Raw genomic sequence first — 19,971 nt, 5'->3', positions numbered from 1 at the left:
CGGAAGAAGGGCTACCGTCCCTCGTCCCGCGACGGGCCGCCGGACTCCCCGTTCTCCTCCGGCTCCGGGGGCGGCACGGTCGCGGGTGACGTGGGCGACCTGGGCCCCTCGGCGGCGGGTGGCGGCACGGCGGACGACGGTTCGAAGGTTCCGGCGGGCACGGTATGGGCCGCCGCGTACGACTTCAGGGAGACGACGACGGACTTGAGCACCGCCACCAGCGGCACCGCCGTCACCGCGCCGGGAATGCCCGCGATCAGGCTGCCCCCCGTCACCGCCAGCACCACGCCCAGGGGATGCACGCGCACCAGCCTGCCGAGGATGAGCGGCTGGAGCACATGCCCCTCCAGTTGCTGCACCGCCAGCACGACCGCCAGGACGAGCAGGGCGGAGACCACGCCGTTGGCCACGAACGCCACCACCACCGCCAGCGCCCCGGAGACCACCGCACCCACGATGGGGACGAAGGAGAACAGGAAGATGAACACGGCCAGCGGCACGGCCATCGGGACGTCCAGGAAGTACAGCCCGAGACCGATGAAGAAGCCGTCGATGAAGGCCACCAGCACCGTGCCGCGCACATAGCTGGTGAGCGTCATCCACGCCCTGGGCCCGGCACCCGCCACGGCGTCGCGAGCGGCCCGGGGCACGAAGTTGAGCGTCCAGTTCCACACGTTCCGGCCGTCGTAGAGCAGGAAGATCGTCACGAACATCGCCAGCAGCGCGCCGGAGAAGAACTCCAGGACCACCGTCACGCCCTGGAGCCCCGCACTGGTGATCTCCTGGCTGTTGCTGCCGAGCCAGTCGTTGAGGCTGTCGGCGATGTTGTTGATCTGCGCCTCGGTGACGTGGAAGGGGCTGTTGAGCAGCCAGGTCTTCAGCTCGTCGATGCCGTCCTGGACCTGCCGGGTGAGGTCGTCGAGGTTCTCCAGGACCTGCCAGACCACGAACCAGCCCACCAGACCCAGCAGTGCCACGCCCGTCACGAAGGTGATCGCGGCGGCCAGTCCGCGCCCTGTTCCCAGCCGCCGCAGCCTGGCGGCCGTCGGCTGGAGCAGCGCGGTCAGCAGCAGGCCGACGGTGAAGGCGAGGACGACCAGACTGATGGCGCTGATCACCTTCATCAGGACGTAGATGACCCCGGCCAGGATCAGCAGCCGCCACCCGGCTTCGGCCGCCACCCTCACCCCCCACGGCACCATGGTCGCGGGCGGGGGCGGCCCGGCGGGAGCCGCGGGATCGGAGGCGCCGAAGGGCGGCCCGGCCGGCGGGGCGGACGGAGGAGGCGCCATGGCGCCTTCGTCGTTCCCCTCCTCGCGCGCCAGCCGCTCGGACAGCCGGGTGGCGGCACGCGACACCCCCGTCTTAAGACCCCGAAGTCTCGACATGCCGCTTCCTTCGCCCCCGTGTCCTGTTCGACCGGATCCAGTATGGCCCGTTCCACTCCGACCCGGCGTGTCCGCCGTATCGGCCCGTCCCGTCTGGGGACGACGCTACTGGGGTAAAGGGTTGCTCCCCGGCAGACATGCCAAACCCCCCGCCGGCGGGCAGGGGGCTTGGAGGGGGAACCGGGGCGGCCGCGGGAGCGGCTCGGCGCGGAGGCTCAGTACCAGTGGTTGGCCTGCCAGAACTCCCAGGCGCCGCAGGGACTGCCGTAGCGGTCGTTCATGTAGTTCACGCCCCACTTGATCTGCGTGGCCGGGTTGGTCTGCCAGTCGGCTCCGGCCGAGGCCATCTTGGAGCCGGGCAGCGCCTGGACGAGGCCGTACGCGCCGGAGGACGGGTTCTGGGCCTTGTAGTTCCAGCCGCTCTCGCGCTCGACGATGCTGGAGAAGCACTGGAACTGGCCCGCGCCCACGATCTGCTGGGCCATCGCCTTGACCTGGGCGACGGTGTAGGAGCTCTGCACCGCGAAGTCGGCGCGCTCCGCGGAGCGGCTGGCGGCCTGCTGCTTGGCCTCCTCCCGCTTCTTCGCCTCCTCGGCGGCCTTGGCGGCCTTCTCCGCCGCCTCCCTCTTGGCCTGGGCGTCCTTGGCTGCCTGCTTGCGGGCCGCCTCCTCGGCGGCCTTCTTCGCCTCGGCGTCGGCCGCCGCGACGGCGTTGTCCGCCTGCTGTGTGAGGGAAGCGGTCTGGGCCTGCTGGCCTGCGGGTATGTCGGCGAGGAGCGTCGCGTCAGCGGCAGTGGCCTCGACCGGTTCGGCCGTTCCCTGCTCACTGCCCGAGGCCACACCGACGACGGCGCCGACGGTGGTGACCGCGGTGGCGGACGCCACTGCGAACCCCCGGACCGAGATCCGAGTCACACGGTTTCCTTCCACACTGCCCGCTCAGGTGACCTCGCGGGCGCGATCGTGCCCCTGGCACGGGCCTCCCCACGTACTGGCCACGGGAGGCGCTGGCCCGGCCGGACCCCCGAAGAGGAGGGCCTCGTGGCGCTTCGGGCGGCATACGGCGCGCTGCTGTTGACTTGTGGAGCCGCACCGATCGGTGCGGATGGTGCCTGAGTGCCGTATGCGGGGCCTGACAGGACCCACACACTGCCGGAGGCGGAACGGTGGATGCAATTCCGTGACACGTGGGAAAGCTCACATTCCGTTTCGCGCACCGGTTGAGCGGAAAAGGGGGCGCGAAAAGCCCCGCACGGCTATGCTGCCGGGCTTCGCCGCACGGGACTGTTCACCGACCGGGTCAGATCCGGCCGTCCTCCAGCATCTCGGTCACCAGCGCCGCGATCGGCGACCGTTCGGACCGGTTGAGGGTGATGTGCGCGAAGAGCGGGTGCCCCTTGAGCCGTTCGACCACCGCGGCCACCCCGTCGTACCGCCCCACGCGCAGGTTGTCGCGCTGGGCGACGTCGTGGGTGAGGACGACCCGCGAATCCTGCCCGATCCTGGAGAGGACCGTCAGCAGCACGTTCCGCTCCAGCGACTGGGCCTCGTCGACGATCACGAAGGCGTCGTGCAGGGAACGGCCGCGGATGTGCGTGAGCGGCAGCACCTCCAGCATGCCGCGGGCCGTGATCTCCTCGACCACCTCACGTGTCGTCACCGCCGAGAGGGTGTCGAAGACCGCCTGCGCCCAGGGGTTCATCTTCTCGTCGGCGGTGCCCGGCAGATAGCCCAGGTCCTGGCCGCCGACCGCGTACAGCGGCCGGAACACCATCACCTTGCCGTGCTGCCGCCTCTCCAGCACGGCCTCCAGCCCGGCGCAGAGCGCCAGCGCGGACTTGCCGGTGCCGGCCCGGCCGCCCATCGAGACGATGCCGACCTCCGGGTCGAGCAGCAGGTCCAGCGCGATGCGCTGCTCGGCGCTGCGCCCGTGGATGCCGAACGCCTCACGGTCCCCGCGCACCAGCCTGACCCGCCCCTCGGGCGTGACCCGGCCCAGCGCACTGCCGCGCTCGGACTGCAGGACCAGGCCGGTGTGCACCGGCAGTTCGGCCGCCTCGGGCACGTACACGCTCTCCGCGGCGAACAGCTCGTCCACGTCCTCGGCCACCAGGGCCAGCTCCGTCACCCCCGTCCAGCCGGACTCGGTGACGGCCAGTTCGGCCCGGTACTCCTCGGCCAGCAGACCGACGGAGGATGCCTTGATGCGCAGCGGCAGGTCCTTGGAGACGACCGTGACGTCGTACCCCTCGGCCTGGAGGTTCCTGGCCACCGCCAGGATGCGCGAGTCGTTGTCGAGCGGCCTGCCGTGGTCGCCGCGCATGGTGGCGGGGAGCACGGCCGGATCCGAGTGGTTGAGCTCGACCCTGAGCGTGCCGCCCAGCTCGCCGATCGGGATCGGAGCGTCCAGCCGCCCGTGCAGCACGCGGTACTCGTCCAGCCGTCTGAGGGCCTGGCGGGCGAAGTAGCCCAGCTCCGGATGGTGGCGCTTGGCCTCCAGCTCCGTGACCACGACCACCGGGAGCACGACCTCGTGCTCGTCGAAGCGGGTCACGGCCGCCGGGTCGGCGAGCAGGACGCTGGTGTCGATGACGTAGGTGCGCCGGTCTTCCCGGCGCTTGGTGCTGGTCACCACGGATGGACCTACCCCCTCGGAAGAGGTCGGGGTGCGACGGCGTCGCGGGGGATGAGGCCGGGCTCCGGTCCCGTGCGCGGGCCGGGCGCCGGCCCTCCGCCGCGTCCTCGCGTGCGTCTGCCCGCACGGTCGTCCGTGGTGTGCAAGGGGCCTCCCGGGGCCGCCTCCCTGCGCCGGGAGCCGGCCTGAAGGGGATATTCCCTGCCGGGGCCGCCGCCATGCCCCGGCATATGCCTACGGTGCGATGAACGGCCGGTGTCCCCCGGAAGAGGGACACCGGCCGCCGCCGGGAGCGCGTCCGTCAGGATCCGTAGCGGCGGTGGCGAGCCGCGTAGTCGCGCAGGGCTCGCAGGAAGTCCACCTTCCGGAAAGCGGGCCAGAACACATCGCAGAAGTAGTACTCGGAGTGGGCGCTCTGCCAGAGCATGAAGCCCGACAGCCGCTGCTCGCCGCTGGTGCGGATCACCAGGTCCGGGTCGGGCTGCCCGCGCGTGTACAGGTGCTCGGCGATGTCCTCCAGGGCGAGCTCCTCCGCGAGCTCCTCCAGGGTCGCGCCCCGCGCGGCACGGTCGGCGAGCAGGGAGCGCACCGCGTCCACGATCTCCTGCCGGCCGCCGTAGCCGACGGCGACGTTGACCAGGATGCCCCGGTTGCCCCGGGTGCTCTCCTCGGCCTCCTTCAGCACACGCTGGGTGTGGCCGGGCAGCAGGTCCGGCGTGCCGACGTGGTGCACCCGCCAGCGGCCGTCCGAGGCCAGGTCGCGCACCGCGTCCTCGATGATGCCCAGCAGCGGCTTCAGCTCCCCGGCCGGCCGGCTGAGGTTGTCGGTGGACAGCAGCCACAGGGTGACCACCTCGACGTCCGTCTCGGCGCACCAGCCCAGCATCTCGCGGATCTTCTCGGCCCCCGCCTGGTGGCCCTGCTCGGTCGTGCCGCCGGAGGCCCGCGCCCAGCGGCGGTTGCCGTCGAGGATGACGCCGATGTGCTTGGGCACCTGCTCGTGGTCGAGACGCCCTTCCACCCGGTGGGCGTAGAGCCTGTAGACCAGGCGGCGCAGCCACCGGGGATACCGGGTGCGTCCCCGGGAAGATTGCAGCATCGGTTTGTTCAGCCCCTCCATGCAGGTCCCGAGCGCCGGGTCCTGTCCGGTCGCGTCTTCGCGGGTCGGCCCGCGGCACCCCGCGCCCCCTCCCCCGGCTCCGCCCCGCCGAAGGCGCTTTCGCCCGGACGGGCCCGGGAGTGGGAAGCGGGGGGACCGCGGTTCGCGCCGACCGTACCCGCGCGGTGCCGTGGCCCCGTGCGGAGCCCGGGCCGGGGCGGGCCGCGAAGACCGGGACGGACAGGTCCTCAGCACCTTACTGCTCCGCCGTACGGCCGCACGAGCCGGGAATGTCACAGAACGGCGATAAGACAGTGATAGGCAGGAACCCATGAACGACGCATCCCCGTATCACCCGAACGGCTCCCGCTACGACACCATGCGCTACCGCCGTGCCGGTCGCAGCGGACTGCTGCTCCCGGAGATCTCCCTGGGCCTGTGGCACAACTTCGGGGACGACCGGCCGCTCCAGACCCAGCGGGCGATCCTGCGCCGCGCCTTCGACCTGGGCGTCACCCACTTCGACCTGGCCAACAACTACGGTCCGCCCCCCGGCGCGGCCGAGGCCAACTTCGGCCGCCTGCTCGCCCGGGACTTCCGCCCCCACCGCGACGAACTGGTGATCTCCACCAAGGCCGGCTACCTGATGCACCCCGGGCCGTACGGCGAGTGGGGTTCGCGCAAGTACCTGCTGTCCTCCCTGGACGCCTCGCTGAGGCGCACGGGCCTGGAGTACGTCGACATCTTCTACTCGCACCGCTACGACCCCGACACGCCCCTGGAGGAGACGATGGGCGCACTGGCGTCCGCCGTCCACCAGGGCAAGGCGCTCCACGTGGGCGTCTCCTCCTACAGCGCACGGCGCACCCGCGAGGCGGCGCGGATCCTGCGCGAGATGGGGGTGCGGCCGCTGATCCACCAGCCGTCCTACTCCATGGTCAACCGCTGGACGGAGGACGACCATCTGCTGGACGCCCTGGAGGCGGAGGGCATGGGCTGCATCTGCTTCGCCCCACTGGCACAGGGGCTGCTCACCGACAAGTACCTGGGCGGCGTCCCGGAGGACTCCCGCGCGGCCCGGGGCACCTCCCTCGACCCCGGCCTGCTGACCGAGGAGGTCGTCGGGCGGCTGCGCGCCCTGTCCGCCATCGCCGAGCGGCGCGGGCAGACCCTGGCCCAGCTGGCACTGAGCTGGGTGCTGCGTGACCCGCGGATGACGTCGGCGCTGACCGGCGCGAGCAGCGTGGCGCAGCTGGAGGCGAACGTGGCGGCGCTGCGGAGTCCGGGGCTGACCGACGAGGAGCTGGCGGAGATCGACACCTACGCCGTCTCGGCGCCCGGCGCGAACATCTGGGCCCTCAGCAGCGAGAGCTGAAGACGGCACGGGGGCGGGGGCGCGAAGCGGGCCGGTCCGTGGGGGGGGATACGGACCGGCCCGAGGGGGGGCTTCCACCATATCCCCTGCCGTGCCCCACCGCGCGCAGCCGCGGCCCGGTTCACACGGTCAGCCCTCCCGCCAGCAGGCCCACGAAGGCCCCCGCCACCATGAACGGGCCGAACGGTATGGCCGCCTCGCGGCTCGCCCGCCGGGCCAGGAGCAGCGACATCCCGTAGACCGCCCCGAACAGGAAGCCCGCGAACGCTCCGCCCAGGAGCACGCCCCAGCCGTACCACCCAAGGGCTACCCCCACCGGGACCGCCAGCTTGACGTCCCCGAGGCCCATGCCACGCGGGTTGACCAGGAACAGCACCAGATACACCCCGCCCAGCACCGCCCCGCCCAGCAGGGCGCGCGCCCAGCTGCCGCCCGCCCCGGGCAGCAGTGCCGCTATCCCGAGCAGGACGGCGCCGCACACGGCGAGCGGCAGGGTCACCACGTCCGGCAGCCGGTGGACCCTGCGGTCCACGATCGCCAGCAGCACCGCGCACGGCGCCAGCAGCAGCCACACGCCCAGCTCCGGCCGCCCCCCGACGGCCGCGGCCACCAGTGCGCACACCACCGCCGTGACGGCGGCCGTCGACGCGGCACCCGGCCCGTACAGCCCCTCCCGCCCGTTTCCGCACTCCCCGCACCTGGCGGGCCCGAGCCATCCCGGCAGGCTGTGCCCGGCGGGGCAGTGCGCACGCCACGGCGTCCCCGCCTCCACTGCGAGACGGTAGGCGGCACGCGGCACGAGCAGCCCGGCGGTGGTGCCGTGGACGGCGGCGAGGACGATCAGGGCGAGGCGCACTCGGTGAGCGTACGGCGGACGGGCCGGGCGGGCACGGTCCTGTGGACAGAGAGTCTGTGGACGGACCACGCCACCGCCTCACCGGTGCCGTCCCTCTGGTAGAACGGCGCCGGGGAGGCGGTGGTATGGGGCGCTGGCGGGACGGGGCGGGAACTCTGAGCGTCGGGGGCGGCGCGGCCGGCGTGCCGCTTGAGACGGCCGCGTCCCACCGCGCACGCGTACGCGGCCTGCTGGGGCGCGACGGCATCGACGGGGCGATCCTGCTGACTCCCGCTAACAGCGTGCACACCTTCGGGATGCGGTTCGCGATCGACGTGGCCTACCTCGACCGCCGGCTGAACGTACTGGCCGTACGGACGATGCGGCCCGGCCGCCTCGGTCTCCCGCGGCCGCGTGCCCGCCACGTACTGGAGGCGGAGGCGGGCGCCATGGCCCGCTGGGGGCTGCGGCCGGGGGTGCGGGTCACGGCGGTCCTGCCGGACACGGCGTGAGGGCCGAAACCGCAGGGGACATGACCGCCGGGGCGGGTCCGGACGCCGCGCGCCGCTTGCCGCGGATCAGTCGTCGCGCGGGAAGGAGACCTCGACTCGGCGGTTCTTCTTGCGGCCCTCCTCCGTGGAGTTGTCGGCGATCGGGTAGTCCTCGCTGTAGCCGCGGATGTTGAAGGTGACGTCGGAGGCGAGCTCCTTCACCAGCTGCCGGTGGACGGCGGTCGCCCGCTTCTTGGAGAGCTCCATACCGTGCTCGTAGGAGCCCAGGTTGTCGGTGAAGCCGAAGACGTTGACCTCCGCGGCGCCCTGCTCGTCGATCTCCCCGGCGATGGCCGAGATCCGGGAGTGCGCCTCGCCGTTCAGCCGGGCGCTGTCCTTGCCGAAGAGCACCTCGGCCTGGAGCGTGAACTTGGTCTGGGAGTTGGTGTCCTCGCGCCGCTCCGCACCGCTCTGCTCCTCGATGATGGAGCGGATGTCGAGGACCTTGGGCTCCTTGAGGGTGCCCCCGTCCTTCATCATCAGGCCGGGCGCGTTCCGGTCCACCTCCACCGGCGGCGGCGGGGAGGGCGCGAAGTCGGGAGGCGCGCTGGGGCCGGGGTCGGCGAACGCGGCGCCCGCCGCCGTCGCCGTCAGGCCGGAAGCGACCAGCAGGGCGGCGGCGCCCGCCGCCGCGGTGCGCCGCACCGCGAGGGAGCGCGGTCTGTCGGTCATCGCTGCGCGCTCCTCATTTGTCGGTGATCCGGATGGTCACGCTGCTCATGGTGGGCACCTGCAGGTCGACCTCGGTCGTCTCGGCCGGCGGGGCGGGGAACTGCGCGAAGAAATCGACGGTCTCGCCCGCTCCCAGACCGCCGGGGAACATCGTGCACAGACAGTTGTTGTCAGTGTCACGGAGGATGTAGTAGCGCTTCTTCCCCTCCTTGTCGACGAGCGTCATGCCGCCGACCGAGGCACCTTTACCGCTGAAGTCCTGGTCTCCCGCCGACCAACGGTCGAAGAGATACGCCCGGTCTCCGGTGTTCTCGATCTTCCCTTTGACCGTGACGAACCCCCCCTGGTCGCGGACCGCGGAGGTCACGGCGATGTTCACGCCGTTCGTCCCGTTGAGCGTAGCCATGACCTCTCCGTCCTCGGAGGCGGAATCCGGGACACCCTCCCCGTCCATGTCTCCCCCCTCGCCGGGCGGCTGCGAGGACGAGCCGGTGTCCGGCGCCCCGTCCCCCCCGCCGCACGCGGTCAGGGTGAAAGCCATCGCCGCCGTCATCGCTGCGGCGGTAACAGTCCGCAACAGCTTCCCGTTCTCGCGTGTGCCCATGAATCGCGTTTCCTCCGCTCGTCGTTCGCTCACCGGTCCGCCAGGCGGACGGAGAACAGATCCTCGGGGTCGGGAAGGAGGTCGGCGAGGCGGTCGGGGTCGATCTCGATGGGACCGCCGATCCCCTCACAGACCAACTCGTGCTCCTTCTCCGCCTCCTCGCTGCCCTCCCTCTCCTCGCCCTCGCCGTCCCCGGGTTCCCCGGGGGGATCCTCCGGTTCCCTCTCGGCCTCCCTGACTCCGCAACGGGGTTCGATCACGGCGGTGGCTGCGGCCTCGGCGTACCGGTTCTCGGTGCCGGGGATCAGCGACTCCCCGACCGGCCTGGCGTTCCTGACCTCCACCGTGAACCCCGCCGGGAAGGAAACCGGTTCGCACGAGACCGTCTCGGCGCGGTTCTTCCGCGCGAACTCCGACGCCTCGCCGCAGGGGCCGTTCGTGTCGCCCGGCCGGTCGCCGTCGAGCAGGTCCTCCCAGGCATCCGGATCGAAGAGGTCCAGCAGGTCCTCCCGTATCCCGTCCCTGGCGTCCTGCGCCGCGGCCAGAGCGGCGGCGTCCGCCGCGCCCTGGGCGTCGTTCCGGCCGGCGGAGGCCATCCCGACCGCGAAGTACGCGAACGCGAGGAAGAGCAGGCCCGCCACCGCCGTGACGTAGACGGGTGCGGCCTGCCCCGCCTCGGCTCCTCTCCTGGTCACCCGGAGGTGATGCTGTCGATCTGGTTGGAGATCTCCGCGGCGATCCGGTCCCCGAAGTTGGTGCTGAGCAGCACGACGATGATCGCCACGACCACCACGATGATGCCCATGTACTCCACCGCGGACTGCCCCTCGTCCGAGCGGCGCCGCATGGCGTCGGCCGTGGTGTTCCGCCAGCCGTGCAGGCGGGTCTGGGCGCTGACGGCGGTCTTCAGCAGTTTGTCGCTCACGGTGTTCCCCTCCGAGTCCGGCCGGCCGTCCGCCGGCCGGCACATACGATTCTGTGCCTCTGACGCCGTCCCCGTAACCGGCCCGCACGGGGCCGGTTCTGTCGGCGACACGAGAAACGTACGCGGGTTCACCCGGCTCGTCCCGGAATCCTCGGTTCCAACTCCCTTTTCCGCGCATCCGTTCACCCGCACGCGGCCCGGATGTGACGTGGCGTCCACCGCCGAGGGCGCGACGGCCGACCGCTTCCGCTTCCATCGGCTTCGCCTCCCGCCGCCGGCCCGGAACGTCTCCACCCGGGAAGCCCCGGGGTCATTTCTGACTGTGCCACATCAAGTTGCGGATGCGAAGTCTCTCCGCGGATTGTGGCGTATTCGAGACCGGCCGCGTTCCCGCGCCGGGACGCCCGCCCGGGCGGAAGGCCGGCCTGCCGGGCGGCCATGCCCAGTGCCGCGTCGGCCAGGGTCTGCCCGGTGGCGAGGCGCCCTGGCGCGGGCGATCGCCCGGCGGCCGGAAGCCGCGTGTAGTTGTCCTGCCCGGGCTTTCGGCCAACGCGGCGAGCGTGCGTGCCAGGGCGAGCGAGCGGGGTGAACCCTGACCGACGCGGCACTAGTCACCCATGATGGAGCCGAAGTCGGTTCCGGAGCCGAGCAGTAGTCCGGCACCCATCAGGATGATGGTGGCCGGCACCATGAAGGTGGTGACGATCATGGTGGCCTTGGGAATCGCCCTGGCCGCCCGGCGCCGCGCGTTCTGCGCGTCGGCGCGCCGCATGTCGTTCGCTATGGCGATCAGTGTGTCGACGATCGGGGCGCCCAGCTCCTCGCCCTGCTGCAACGTGCTGACGAACATCGCGACCTGTTCGGAGTCGTTGCGTCGGCGCAGTTCGTCGAAGGCCTGGCGGCGGCTGACCCCCATGTCCATCTGGCGCAGTGTGATGCGCAGTTCGTCCGCCCAGGGGCCCTCGTAGCGCTCCGCCACCCTCTCCAGTGCCTGCCGGAAGCCGAGCCCGGCGCTGACGACGACGGCGAGGACGTCCAGGAAGTCGGGGAGGGCGCGCTCGATGTCCTCACGGCGCTGGCGGACGGCCACCCACAGCCCCACCTCGGCCCACAGCAGCCCGAAGGCGGCCAGCAGTACGGCCGCGACCGGCTGCCCGTCGGCCAGCATCACCAGCGCGCCGAAGAACCCCAGGAAGCCGTAGACGGCGCGGCGGGCCGCGTAGCGGTCGATGGTGAGACCGCCCGGGTTGCCGGCCATGCTGATCCGGCGGCGCTTGCGGTCCACGCGGGCCGGTCCCATCACGCGCAGCACCAGCGGCGCCCAGCGCATGCCCAACCGGTCGACGACCGATCCGACGGCGCCGGCGCGTGTGGAGCCGACCTCCAGGGCGACGGCCAGGTCCTCCGGGAGCTCGGTCTCGCTGCGGTACATGCGGACACCGGCGAAGATCCCGTACACGCCGAGCCCCAGGAGGAGCGCGAGCAGCAGGCCCATGACCTCTCCTCCCTCAGACGTCGATCTTGGAGATGCGGCGGATGGCGACGAACCCCAGGACGTACAGCCCCAGCGAGACGACCACCGCGACCTGTCCGGGCAGGCTCCCGGTGACCCGGTCCAGGGCGCCGGGCTCGATGGCGTTGATCAGCAGCATGGCGCCCAGGCCGATGGCGGGCACGGTGTAGGCCGTGACGCTCACCTGGGAGAGCTGGGTGCGGACCTCGCGCCTGGTCTCCTTGCGCTCCTCCAGGGTCCGGGTGAGGTTCTGCAGGGAGCTGACGACCGTGCCACCGGCCCGGTTGGAGAGCACCAGGGTCGTGACCAGGACGGCCAGTTCGCGCGAGGGAAGCCGCTCGGCGAGCTCGTTCAGCGCGTCGTCGACGGAGTGCCCGATCGCCAGCTGGGCGGCGACCTTGGCGAGTTCCTCGCCCGCCGGCGCCTCCATCTCCTCCGCGGCCATGCCCAGGGCGGTGCGGAGGGCGAGCCCGGCGCGGGTGGCGTTGGCCAGGACCCGCGACAGCTCCGGGAGTTGCCCGATGAAGGCCTCGATACGCCTGGTGCGGTGCCAGTTGAGGAAGGCGTTGGCGCTCCAGACGCCGACGAACCCGGCGATCGGCCCGAAGAAGGGCGCCAGGGCCGAGGAGGCCAGCAGCCACAGCCCGGCCGCCACCGCGGTCATGTAGACGAGGAACTCGCCCGGTGTCAGGTCCAGGCCGGTGGCGGCGAGCTTCAGCTCGCCCCTCCTGCCCAGTCCGGTCCCGCGCAGCCGCCGGTCGATGCCGGCGAACCTGCGGGGACGTCCGGCGCCCGCGGACGGCCCGGTCTGCGAGAGCCGGTCGATCAGTGCCCGGTGCTGCGCCCTCCCGGAGGAGTAGGCCTGCACGCCCGCGACCGCGAGCACACCGCCGAGCAGTGTGGCGCCGATCGTCGGCAACACGAGATTGTCCATGTCGGATGGGCTTTCCTCGGTGGTTAGACGGCTTCCCTGGTGAGGAGCTGGCTGTCGTCCCGGGCCACTCCGAAGGCGGGCGGGACCGACTCCCCCTTCAGACGCAGGCGTTCGGCTACGCGGCGGGGCAGGGGCAGGTGGCGGAAGACGCCGCGCACCGCGCCGTCCGCCCCCACGGGCAGGGGGTCGAAGCGGCACACGGTCGCGATGCGGTACTCCTCCCGGCCGCGCGAGTCGAGCACGGCGATCTCGCTGACGCGGCGCGTCCCGTCGGGGTAGCGGCCGAGCTGGACGATGACGTCCAGGGCGCTGTTGATCTGGTCGCGCAGGGCCTCGAAGGGCACCTTCACCTCCGACATGGAGGCGAGGGTCTGCAGTCGCGTCAGGGCGTCCTCGGCGGTGTTGGCGTGGACGGTGGCAAGCGATCCGTCGTGCCCGGTGGACATCGCCTGGAGCATGTCGAGGGTCTCCCCGCCGCGGACCTCGCCGACGATGATCCGGTCGGGGCGCATGCGCAGCGAGTTGCGCACCAGGTCGCGGATGGTGACCTGGCCCTTGCCCTCGACGTTGGGCGGGCGGCTCTCCAGGCTGATGACGTGGCTCTGCTGGAGCTGGAGTTCGGCGGCGTCCTCGATGGTGATGACGCGCTCCCCGTCGGGGATCAGTCCGGACAGGGCGTTGAGCAGGGTCGTCTTGCCGGAGCCGGTGGAGCCGGAGACGACGATGTTGAACCTGGCGCGCACCAGGCCCGACAGCAGCACGAGCGTCTGCTCGTCGAGGGAGCCCAGGCCGATCATCTCGCGCAGGGTGTAGGCGCGGGGGAAGCGGCGGATGGTGAGGGCGGGGCCGGACAGCGACAGCGGCGGGATGATGACGTTGACGCGCTCGCCGGAGGGCAGGCGCGCGTCGACCATGGGGTTGGACTCGTCGACCCGGCGGTTGACGGTGGAGACGATGCGCTCGATGGTCTGCATCAGCTGCTCGGCGGAGGCGAAGCGCAGCGGGAGGCGTTCGACGCGTCCGGCCCGCTCGACGAAGATCCGGTCGGGGCCGTTGACCATGATCTCGGTGATGGAGGCGTCCTCCAGCAGCGGTTCCAGGATGCCCAGCCCCAGCGCCTCGTCCACCACGCGGCGGATGAGCAGGGCGCGCTCCTGGGTGGACAGCACCGGTCCCTCGCGGCTGATGATGTGGCCCAGCACCCGCTCCAGGCGCACCCGGCGCTCGGCCGCGGCGAGCACCGACATCTCCGCGAGGTCGATCTCCTCCAGCAGTTTGGCCCGGTAGACCGTGACGAGACGGCTCTCCTCCTGCCGGTCGGCGGCTGTCTCGGGAGCGTTGATGCGCGCCCTCAGACTCATGTGCCAACTCCTCCTGGTCGTGCGGGTGGTACGGGACGCCGGGCGGTGCGGGCACGGCCGCGTCAGCCGCGCGGCATGGTGGACGTCCTCCTCACCGGTCCGAGGTCGACGCCGGGGAGGACCGACGGGACGTCCACGGTCGCGGTGGCGGTCACCTCCTCCCGCGAGACCCGCACCGCGAAGTCGGCGTCGAGCCATTCGCTGACGGCCGCGCGTCCGGCCCGTTCGCCGCCCGTCTCCACCTCCTCGGCCGACTCGGCGCGGGCGGCGGCGCGGGCTCCCGTACCGGCCTGCTGGGCGGCGTAGGCCACGAGGCCGAGCTGGATCGCGGCGAGGCCGACCAGCAGCAGCAGCGGGAGGAACCCGACGAATTCCAGGGCGGCCTGGCCCCGGTCGGAGTGCGGTCGGCGGCTCACGGCGCGGCGGCGGTTCGTTCCCGTCATTCCCGGCTCTCCTCCACCGCTCCGGCCTTCCCGGTGATCGTCATGGGCAGGCTCGCTCCCCCGGGGAAGAGCACCGGCACCTTCAGCCCGACCGTGACCTCGACCATGCCGGGAGCCGGGGAGCCGCGGCCGACCCGCGCCGATCCCCGCCACGCGCCCGGCAGGTCCTCCCGGGCCGCACCCGCCCAGTCCCCGTCCACGGCCGCCGCGCGGGCGCCCTCGTCGGCCGCGTTGCCGGCCAGGGTGAAGGTGTAGCCGATCAGGACGAACTGCCACATCAGGGCCAGGACGACCAGGATGAGCGGCAGTGTGCCCGTGAACTCGACGGTCACCTGCCCCCGGTCCCGGCCGCCGCCGTCCGCGGCGCCCCGTGCCCGTACACCACCCATCGTCCGTCCCTCCCCGGTCCCGCCCGTGCGGTCCGACTGGTGTGCCGCCGCTCCTACGCGCGCCCGCCCGAGCCTCCCCGGCGGCGGCGGAGGCCGGCCAGGCCGCGGTCGCCGTGCTGTCCTCCGCCGCGGCTCCTGCCCGCCGGGGCCGTCCCGTCGCTACCGGCCAGTCCCAGTTCCCCGGCCAGCCCCCACATCGCCTGTTTGACGGTGCTGCGGCTGTCGAGGTCCTGCATCCGGCCGGAGTCCACGGCCGCCTGGAGTTCCCTGAAGTTCGCCGGGACCGTGCCCCGGGCGACCTTGGTGCGGACGATCTGGGCGATGAGCTGCGGGTGGATCTCCGCGTTGCGGCTGTGGCGGTTGACGACCGTCACCGTCTCCTCCGCCTTGCGGACCTGCAGGCGTTCCCACAGCCGGACCATGCGCTTGGCCGCCCGGACGGCGACGACGTCCGGAGTGGTGACCAGGACGGCGGTGTCCGCCATCTCCACGGCGGCGGCGTTGGCGCCGTTCATGTGCGTGCCGCAGTCGACGACCACGACCTCGTGGCGCGAGCGCAGCGCGCCGGTGATCCGCCGGGCGGCGCGGTCGTCGACCTCCTCCCCGCGTTCGCCCTCGGCCGGGGCGAGCAGCAGCGCCGGTCCGGCGGGGTGGGCGAAGACGGCTTCCTGCACGACGCGCGGGGAGAGGTCGGCGATGCCGGCGAGGTCGGCGATCGAACGGCGGAACCGGACGTCGAGGTAGGAGGCGATGTCGCCCGCCTGGAGGTCCATGTCCACCAGCGCGGTGGAGCGGCCCGAGGCGCAGGCGGCGAGAGCCATCTGGACGGCGAGGAGTGTGGTGCCGACCCCGCCCTTGGCGCCGGTGACGGTGACGACGGTGCCGCCGGTTCCCGCCACGGCCTCCGGTCCGGTGCCCAGGTGCCGCCGCACCCCCGCCGCCCACTGCGCCGCGGCGCCCACCCGGGTGGCCAGCTCCTCGTACGACATGGGCAGGCCGACCACGCCGCGTGCGCCGGCGTCCATGGCCGCCGAGTACAGCACCGGGGTGGTGTCAGCGGTCGCCAGGACCACCCCGGTCGCCGGGAACCGCAGCGCGATCTCCCGGATGAGTTCCAGCGCGGGCCGCGGTCCGATGCGCTCGTGGACGAGGACGACCTCGGGCAGGGACGCGACCGACTCGGCCGCGAGCGCCGCGAGGGTGTCCAGCAGCGACGCGGAGTCGCCGGCCGGTGGTGCGGCCTCGGTGTCGGGGAGCCGGCTCAGCAGCGCCGTGACGGAGTGGGCGGCGTCGGCGTCGCCGACGGCCGGAAGGACGCGCATGACCATCGGCCGCCTCACCTGTCCCCGTCGAGGGTGTAGGTGCGCTGGTCCTCGGGGATGGCGGTGTCGTCGCCCGGCGCCACCAGGGCCAGCCGGACGTTGACGGCGAAGGACTCGGCGAAGGCCACCCGCTGGGCGTCCGCGGTGCTCAGCGCGAAGGTGATCGGCACCGCCTCGGAGTCGCCGTCGCCGCGCTCGCCTCTCTGGGAGATGGGGGTGAGACTGCCGACGTCGATGACGCGGGCGTTGTCGACGATCACCCTGGAGACGGCGGTCCGGGCGTTGTCGCCGTCCCCGTCCGAGCCGCGGAAGGTGGCGTAGATGTTGACCCGGGAGCCGGAGCGGATCTTGCCCGCCACGCCGGTCGCCGCGTCGATCATGATGGCGATCTCCTGCTCCCCCTTCCGCAGTTCGGGCCGGTCGCCCACCATGTCGGACTGGAGCAGCGACCCCTCCTTCAGGGAGGTGACGGCGATCTTCCCCTCCAGGTCGCGCAGATCGGTGATCGCGGTCCCGGGCAGCCAGCGCTCCGGTATCGCGACCTTCTCCACCGCGCCCTCGTCCACCGCCCGGTAGGCCGGCACGTCCTTCGCCATCCGGTACGCGGTCACCTCCGGGCCCACCTTCGACTCCACGTCGCTGATCACCGAGAGCACCCCCGCGAAGGCGCCCAGGGCGCACAGGACGGACAGGAGCAACAGGATGACACCGCGGCGCTGGCGTGAGTTCATGGTTGCGGCCACCTCGTTCGGGGACGTCGTTGGCGGGCGGGGCGCGTGGGGCGGGCGGGCTCCTCCGGGCGGCTGCGGTTCACCTCAGCGTGCCCCGCCGATCGCGGGGATCGTACGGGCGGTGCCTGCCGGGAGGGCCCCGCGCTCCTCCGCCGGCACGGGAGCGGAGCAGAACGCGCAGCGGTCCCCGATCAGTTCCAGGCCGCACCAGTGGCACTCCTCGCGCCGTACCGAGCCGACGAGCCGGTACAGGACGGAGACGTCCCAGATGGCCGCGGCGAACTCGACCAGCCGGCCCGTCCCCCACCAGCGCGTCGACTCGGCCGGCAGCGGCGCCTCCCGTACGTCCCGCGCCCGCCAGCGCGGGGCGAGGGTGCCGGTCACCCAGTCGGGGGAGAGGCCGCCGGCGGCGAAGGTGAGCTGCGTGCCGAACTCGGGCCCGGCGGGGACCTCTTCGCCGCCGGCCCTGACCAGCTGGGGAGCGGGGCCGGCGAGCACGGCGAACTGCGAGCCGGGCATCCAGGACCTGGCGTGCGCGGTGAGGGACACGGGCACCCGGTCCAGCCGGGCGACGGAGTTCAGCAGGGCGCCCGCGTGGACGTAGTGCGCCAGCAGCCGGACGGCCGCGCCCAGGACCCCGGGGCTGAAGTCGCAGACGGACAACTGGCTTATCTGGCGGGCCAGTACGGCGGTCCCCAGCGGTGGCAGGTCGACACCGAGCAGCGCGATGCGGTCGCTCTCCAGCACGGAGCGGACGGTGTGCAGTCTGCGGACGAGGGCGGCGGGGGCGGACGAGGGGTACAGGACGACGAGATAGCCGTGCTGTTCGACGAGGAGGCGCGTCTCGTGGACCGCCGCGTCCAGGGGCTGCCGGTCGGGCGGTGTCAGCACGTGCGCCGTGGGCGTGTGCGCGTCGGGCGGGGGGAGCACCAGGTCGGCGCTGGTGACGGCTATCGCGGTGAGCACGTGGGTGTTCCCCTGTCCAAGAACTGTCCTGCGGTGATGCTCTGCCCTGCGGGGTCCTGCGGTCCTGCCGGCTCAGCAGCTTATCGGCGCCCCGAGCGGCAGAGAACACCTGCCGGAAACCGATGGTCGCGGAACCATCGCCGGCTCCCCCGCCAAACAGGGTAATTGATGACATGTCACCGGCCGAACCGGTCGCTTCGCGCTCCCCGGACGAGACGGGTGGACGCGGAGGCCCGGCCGTGCGCCGCGCGCGCCGCGGGGACGCTCCAGCGCCCGCGAGGGCGCCGCGAAGGTGCCGCTCCCCTTGACATCCTTATTGGTCTGAACCATTCTTCCGGCTCAGCACGGTGGCCACCGTCTCCCCACGCGCGCTCACCCCCAACGCTCGGAGGCAGTAGTGGAACGCAGGACGCGAAGAGGCACCACGGACGGCGGGAGAGGCGAGGCATCCGGCGTGCGCCGCACCGCACGCGCCCGCACCAGGATCACCGCGGCGCTCGGTGCGGGGGCGGTCGCGGTCGGAGCGATGGCGTTCGGCGGACTCTCGGGCAGCGCCGGGGCCGCCGAGCCGAATCTGGTGCGCAACGCCGGCTTCGAGTCCGGCCTGAACGGCTGGACCTGCTCCGCCGGCAGCGGCACGACCGTCTCCTCCCCCGTCCACGGCGGCACCGCCGCGCTCAAGGCCACCCCCGCCGGCAGCGACCACGCCAAGTGCACCCAGACCGTGACCGTCCAGCCCGACTCCCGGTACGAACTCAGCGCCTGGGTACAGGGCTCCTACGTCTACCTCGGCGCATCCGGCACCGGCACCACCGACGTCTCCACCTGGACCCCCGGCACCTCCGGCTGGCAGCGGCTCAACACCTCCTTCACCACCGGCCCCCACACCACCTCCGTCACCGTCCACACCCACGGCTGGTACGGCCAGAACGCCTACCACGTGGACGACGTCGCCCTCACCGGCCCCGGCGGCGACCCCGGCGACCCCGACCCCCAGCCCCCGGCCGCACCCGGCACCCCCACCGTCGGCGCGACCACCTCCTCCTCGGTCACCCTGAACTGGAACGCCGTCGACGGCGCCACCGGCTACACCGTCTACCGGGACGGAACCAGAGCACTGTCGGTACAGGGCACCTCCGCCACCGTCACCGCGCTGGCGGCCGCCACCTCCTACGAGTTCCGCGTCAGCGCCGTCAACGGCGCCGGCGAGTCCGCCAAGTCCGCCCCCGTCACCGCCACCACCGACCGGACCGGCGACGGCGGCCCCGACACGGGCGTGCCGAAGCACGCCGTCACCGGCTACTGGCAGAACTTCGACAACGGCGCGCGGGTGCAGAAGCTGCGCGAGGTGCAGGACCAGTACGACATCATCGCCGTCTCCTTCGCCGACTCCACGGCCAGGACGGGCGAGATCACCTTCAACCTCGACCCGGCGCTCGGCTACTCCTCCGTCCAGGAGTTCAAGGACGACATCGCCGCCAAGCAGGCGGACGGCAAGAAGGTGATCATCTCGGTGGGCGGTGAGAAGGGCAACGTCATCGTCAACGACTCCGCCTCCGCCGCGCGCTTCGCCGACAGCGCCCACCGGCTGATGCAGGAGTACGGCTTCGACGGCGTGGACATCGACCTGGAGCACGGCATCAACTCCACCTGGCTGACGCAGGCGCTGCGCTCGCTGTCGGCGAAGGCCGGCCCCTCCATGGTGCTCACGATGGCCCCGCAGACCATCGACATGCAGTCCACGTCCACGGAGTACTTCAAGCTGGCGCTGAACGTGAAGGACATCCTCACGGTCGTCAACATGCAGTACTACAACAGCGGTTCGATGCTGGGCTGCGACAACAAGGTGTACTCGCAGGGCTCGGTGGACTTCCTCACCGCGCTCGCCTGCATCCAGCTCGAAGGCGGCCTCGACCCCTCCCAGGTCGGTCTGGGCACCCCCGCCTCCACACGCGGCGCGGGCTCCGGCTACGTGGACCCCTCCGTGGTGAACGCGGCCCTGGACTGCCTGGCCAGGGGGACGAGGTGCGGCTCGTTCAAGCCCGCGCGGACCTACCCGGGCATCCGCGGCGCGATGACCTGGTCCACCAACTGGGACGCGCTCAACGGCAACCGGTGGTCGGACGCCGTCGGCCCGCACGTCCACTCGCTGCCGTAAGCACCGGCGAAACGCCGGGGCGGGGGGGGGGGGCGGCGGGCCGGGCGGGCGGGGGGGGGCGCCCGGGCGGG

General features: G+C 72.4%; 20 protein-coding genes. 3 read left to right on the top strand and 17 right to left on the bottom strand.

The genetic code is table 11. From position 1 onward, the window contains the following. Nucleotides 1–11 precede the first annotated feature (11 nt). The 4 genes from AC2CJA_RS07750 to AC2CJA_RS07735 form a co-directional block, all read right to left on the bottom strand. Complete coding sequence (locus AC2CJA_RS07750; RefSeq protein ID WP_484601926.1) at nt 12–1,388, bottom strand: AI-2E family transporter; 1,377 nt, start codon at nt 1,386–1,388, stop codon at nt 12–14. Nucleotides 1,389–1,603: 215 nt separating this feature from the next. After that, on the bottom strand, nt 1,604–2,302 hold the full coding sequence (locus AC2CJA_RS07745; RefSeq protein ID WP_484601925.1) for an aggregation-promoting factor C-terminal-like domain-containing protein: 699 nt from the start codon (nt 2,300–2,302) through the stop codon (nt 1,604–1,606). Between the two features lie 385 nt (nt 2,303–2,687). Continuing rightward, nucleotides 2,688–4,022: an RNA 5'-3' helicase PhoH2 gene (gene phoH2 / locus AC2CJA_RS07740; protein WP_484601924.1), complete on the bottom strand. Its 1,335-nt coding sequence runs from the start codon at nt 4,020–4,022 to the stop codon at nt 2,688–2,690. Nucleotides 4,023–4,323: 301 nt separating this feature from the next. Further along, entirely contained in the window at nt 4,324–5,121 is a 798-nt protein-coding gene (locus AC2CJA_RS07735; protein WP_484601923.1) for an isoprenyl transferase, read from the bottom strand. A 331-nt stretch (nt 5,122–5,452) separates the two neighbouring features. Between AC2CJA_RS07735 and mgrA the strand changes: the two genes are divergently transcribed. Then, entirely contained in the window at nt 5,453–6,496 is a 1,044-nt protein-coding gene (gene mgrA / locus AC2CJA_RS07730; protein WP_484601922.1) for an L-glyceraldehyde 3-phosphate reductase, read from the top strand. A 121-nt stretch (nt 6,497–6,617) separates the two neighbouring features. Here the strand turns inward: mgrA and AC2CJA_RS07725 are convergent, their stop codons facing one another. Continuing rightward, on the bottom strand, nt 6,618–7,352 hold the full coding sequence (locus tag AC2CJA_RS07725; RefSeq protein WP_484601921.1) for a prepilin peptidase: 735 nt from the start codon (nt 7,350–7,352) through the stop codon (nt 6,618–6,620). A gap of 125 nt (nt 7,353–7,477) precedes the next feature. Here AC2CJA_RS07725 and AC2CJA_RS07720 point away from each other — a divergent pair, with 125 nt between their 5' ends. Next, the gene (locus AC2CJA_RS07720; RefSeq protein ID WP_484601920.1) at nt 7,478–7,843 is read left to right on the top strand and encodes a DUF192 domain-containing protein; all 366 of its coding nucleotides are present in this window, start codon (nt 7,478–7,480) and stop codon (nt 7,841–7,843) included. Between the two features lie 66 nt (nt 7,844–7,909). Here AC2CJA_RS07720 and AC2CJA_RS07715 read toward each other — a convergent pair whose 3' ends face one another. From AC2CJA_RS07715 to AC2CJA_RS07660, 12 genes are all read right to left on the bottom strand, one after another. After that, nucleotides 7,910–8,554 carry an OmpA family protein gene (locus AC2CJA_RS07715; RefSeq protein ID WP_484601919.1) on the bottom strand — a complete coding sequence of 215 codons (645 nt, stop codon included), beginning with the start codon at nt 8,552–8,554 and terminating at the stop codon, nt 7,910–7,912. A 13-nt stretch (nt 8,555–8,567) separates the two neighbouring features. Beyond that, nucleotides 8,568–9,158, bottom strand: a complete 591-nt coding sequence (locus AC2CJA_RS07710; protein WP_484601918.1) for a hypothetical protein — start codon at nt 9,156–9,158, stop codon at nt 8,568–8,570. A gap of 29 nt (nt 9,159–9,187) precedes the next feature. Next, nucleotides 9,188–9,853 carry a pilus assembly protein TadG-related protein gene (locus tag AC2CJA_RS07705; protein WP_484601917.1) on the bottom strand — a complete coding sequence of 222 codons (666 nt, stop codon included), beginning with the start codon at nt 9,851–9,853 and terminating at the stop codon, nt 9,188–9,190. Next, nucleotides 9,850–10,083, bottom strand: coding sequence for a hypothetical protein (locus AC2CJA_RS07700; protein WP_484601916.1), 234 nt, complete (start codon nt 10,081–10,083; stop codon nt 9,850–9,852). Before AC2CJA_RS07700 ends, AC2CJA_RS07705 begins: the two co-directional genes overlap by 4 nt. 607 nt (nt 10,084–10,690) lie before the next feature. Next, nucleotides 10,691–11,578, bottom strand: coding sequence for a DUF5936 domain-containing protein (locus AC2CJA_RS07695; protein WP_484601915.1), 888 nt, complete (start codon nt 11,576–11,578; stop codon nt 10,691–10,693). Nucleotides 11,579–11,591: 13 nt separating this feature from the next. Further along, nucleotides 11,592–12,530 (bottom strand): type II secretion system F family protein, encoded by a 939-nt coding sequence (locus AC2CJA_RS07690; RefSeq protein WP_484601914.1) that lies wholly within the window; start codon nt 12,528–12,530, stop codon nt 11,592–11,594. Between the two features lie 23 nt (nt 12,531–12,553). Further along, on the bottom strand, nt 12,554–13,891 hold the full coding sequence (locus tag AC2CJA_RS07685; RefSeq protein ID WP_484601913.1) for a TadA family conjugal transfer-associated ATPase: 1,338 nt from the start codon (nt 13,889–13,891) through the stop codon (nt 12,554–12,556). Between the two features lie 62 nt (nt 13,892–13,953). Further along, on the bottom strand, nt 13,954–14,334 hold the full coding sequence (locus AC2CJA_RS07680) for a TadE/TadG family type IV pilus assembly protein (RefSeq protein WP_484601912.1): 381 nt from the start codon (nt 14,332–14,334) through the stop codon (nt 13,954–13,956). Next, the gene (locus AC2CJA_RS07675; RefSeq protein ID WP_484601911.1) at nt 14,331–14,723 is read right to left on the bottom strand and encodes a TadE/TadG family type IV pilus assembly protein; all 393 of its coding nucleotides are present in this window, start codon (nt 14,721–14,723) and stop codon (nt 14,331–14,333) included. The genes AC2CJA_RS07680 and AC2CJA_RS07675 overlap by 4 nt, the downstream gene beginning before the upstream one ends. A gap of 53 nt (nt 14,724–14,776) precedes the next feature. Beyond that, entirely contained in the window at nt 14,777–16,051 is a 1,275-nt protein-coding gene (locus tag AC2CJA_RS07670) for a CpaE/TadZ family protein (protein WP_484601910.1), read from the bottom strand. 8 nt (nt 16,052–16,059) lie between these two features. Further along, nucleotides 16,060–16,776 (bottom strand): Flp pilus assembly protein CpaB, encoded by a 717-nt coding sequence (gene cpaB / locus AC2CJA_RS07665; RefSeq protein ID WP_484601909.1) that lies wholly within the window; start codon nt 16,774–16,776, stop codon nt 16,060–16,062. 84 nt (nt 16,777–16,860) lie between these two features. Continuing rightward, nucleotides 16,861–17,742 carry a hypothetical protein gene (locus AC2CJA_RS07660; protein ID WP_484601908.1) on the bottom strand — a complete coding sequence of 294 codons (882 nt, stop codon included), beginning with the start codon at nt 17,740–17,742 and terminating at the stop codon, nt 16,861–16,863. A 454-nt stretch (nt 17,743–18,196) separates the two neighbouring features. On the opposite strand from AC2CJA_RS07660, the gene AC2CJA_RS07655 reads away from it, so the two are divergent. After that, the gene (locus tag AC2CJA_RS07655) at nt 18,197–19,900 is read left to right on the top strand and encodes a chitinase (RefSeq protein WP_484601907.1); all 1,704 of its coding nucleotides are present in this window, start codon (nt 18,197–18,199) and stop codon (nt 19,898–19,900) included. Nucleotides 19,901–19,971: the final 71 nt, after the last annotated feature.

It is taken from the genome of Streptomyces sp. ATLC9 (genome assembly GCF_057196705.1).
This window is presented reverse-complemented; position numbering and strand designations above follow the sequence as displayed.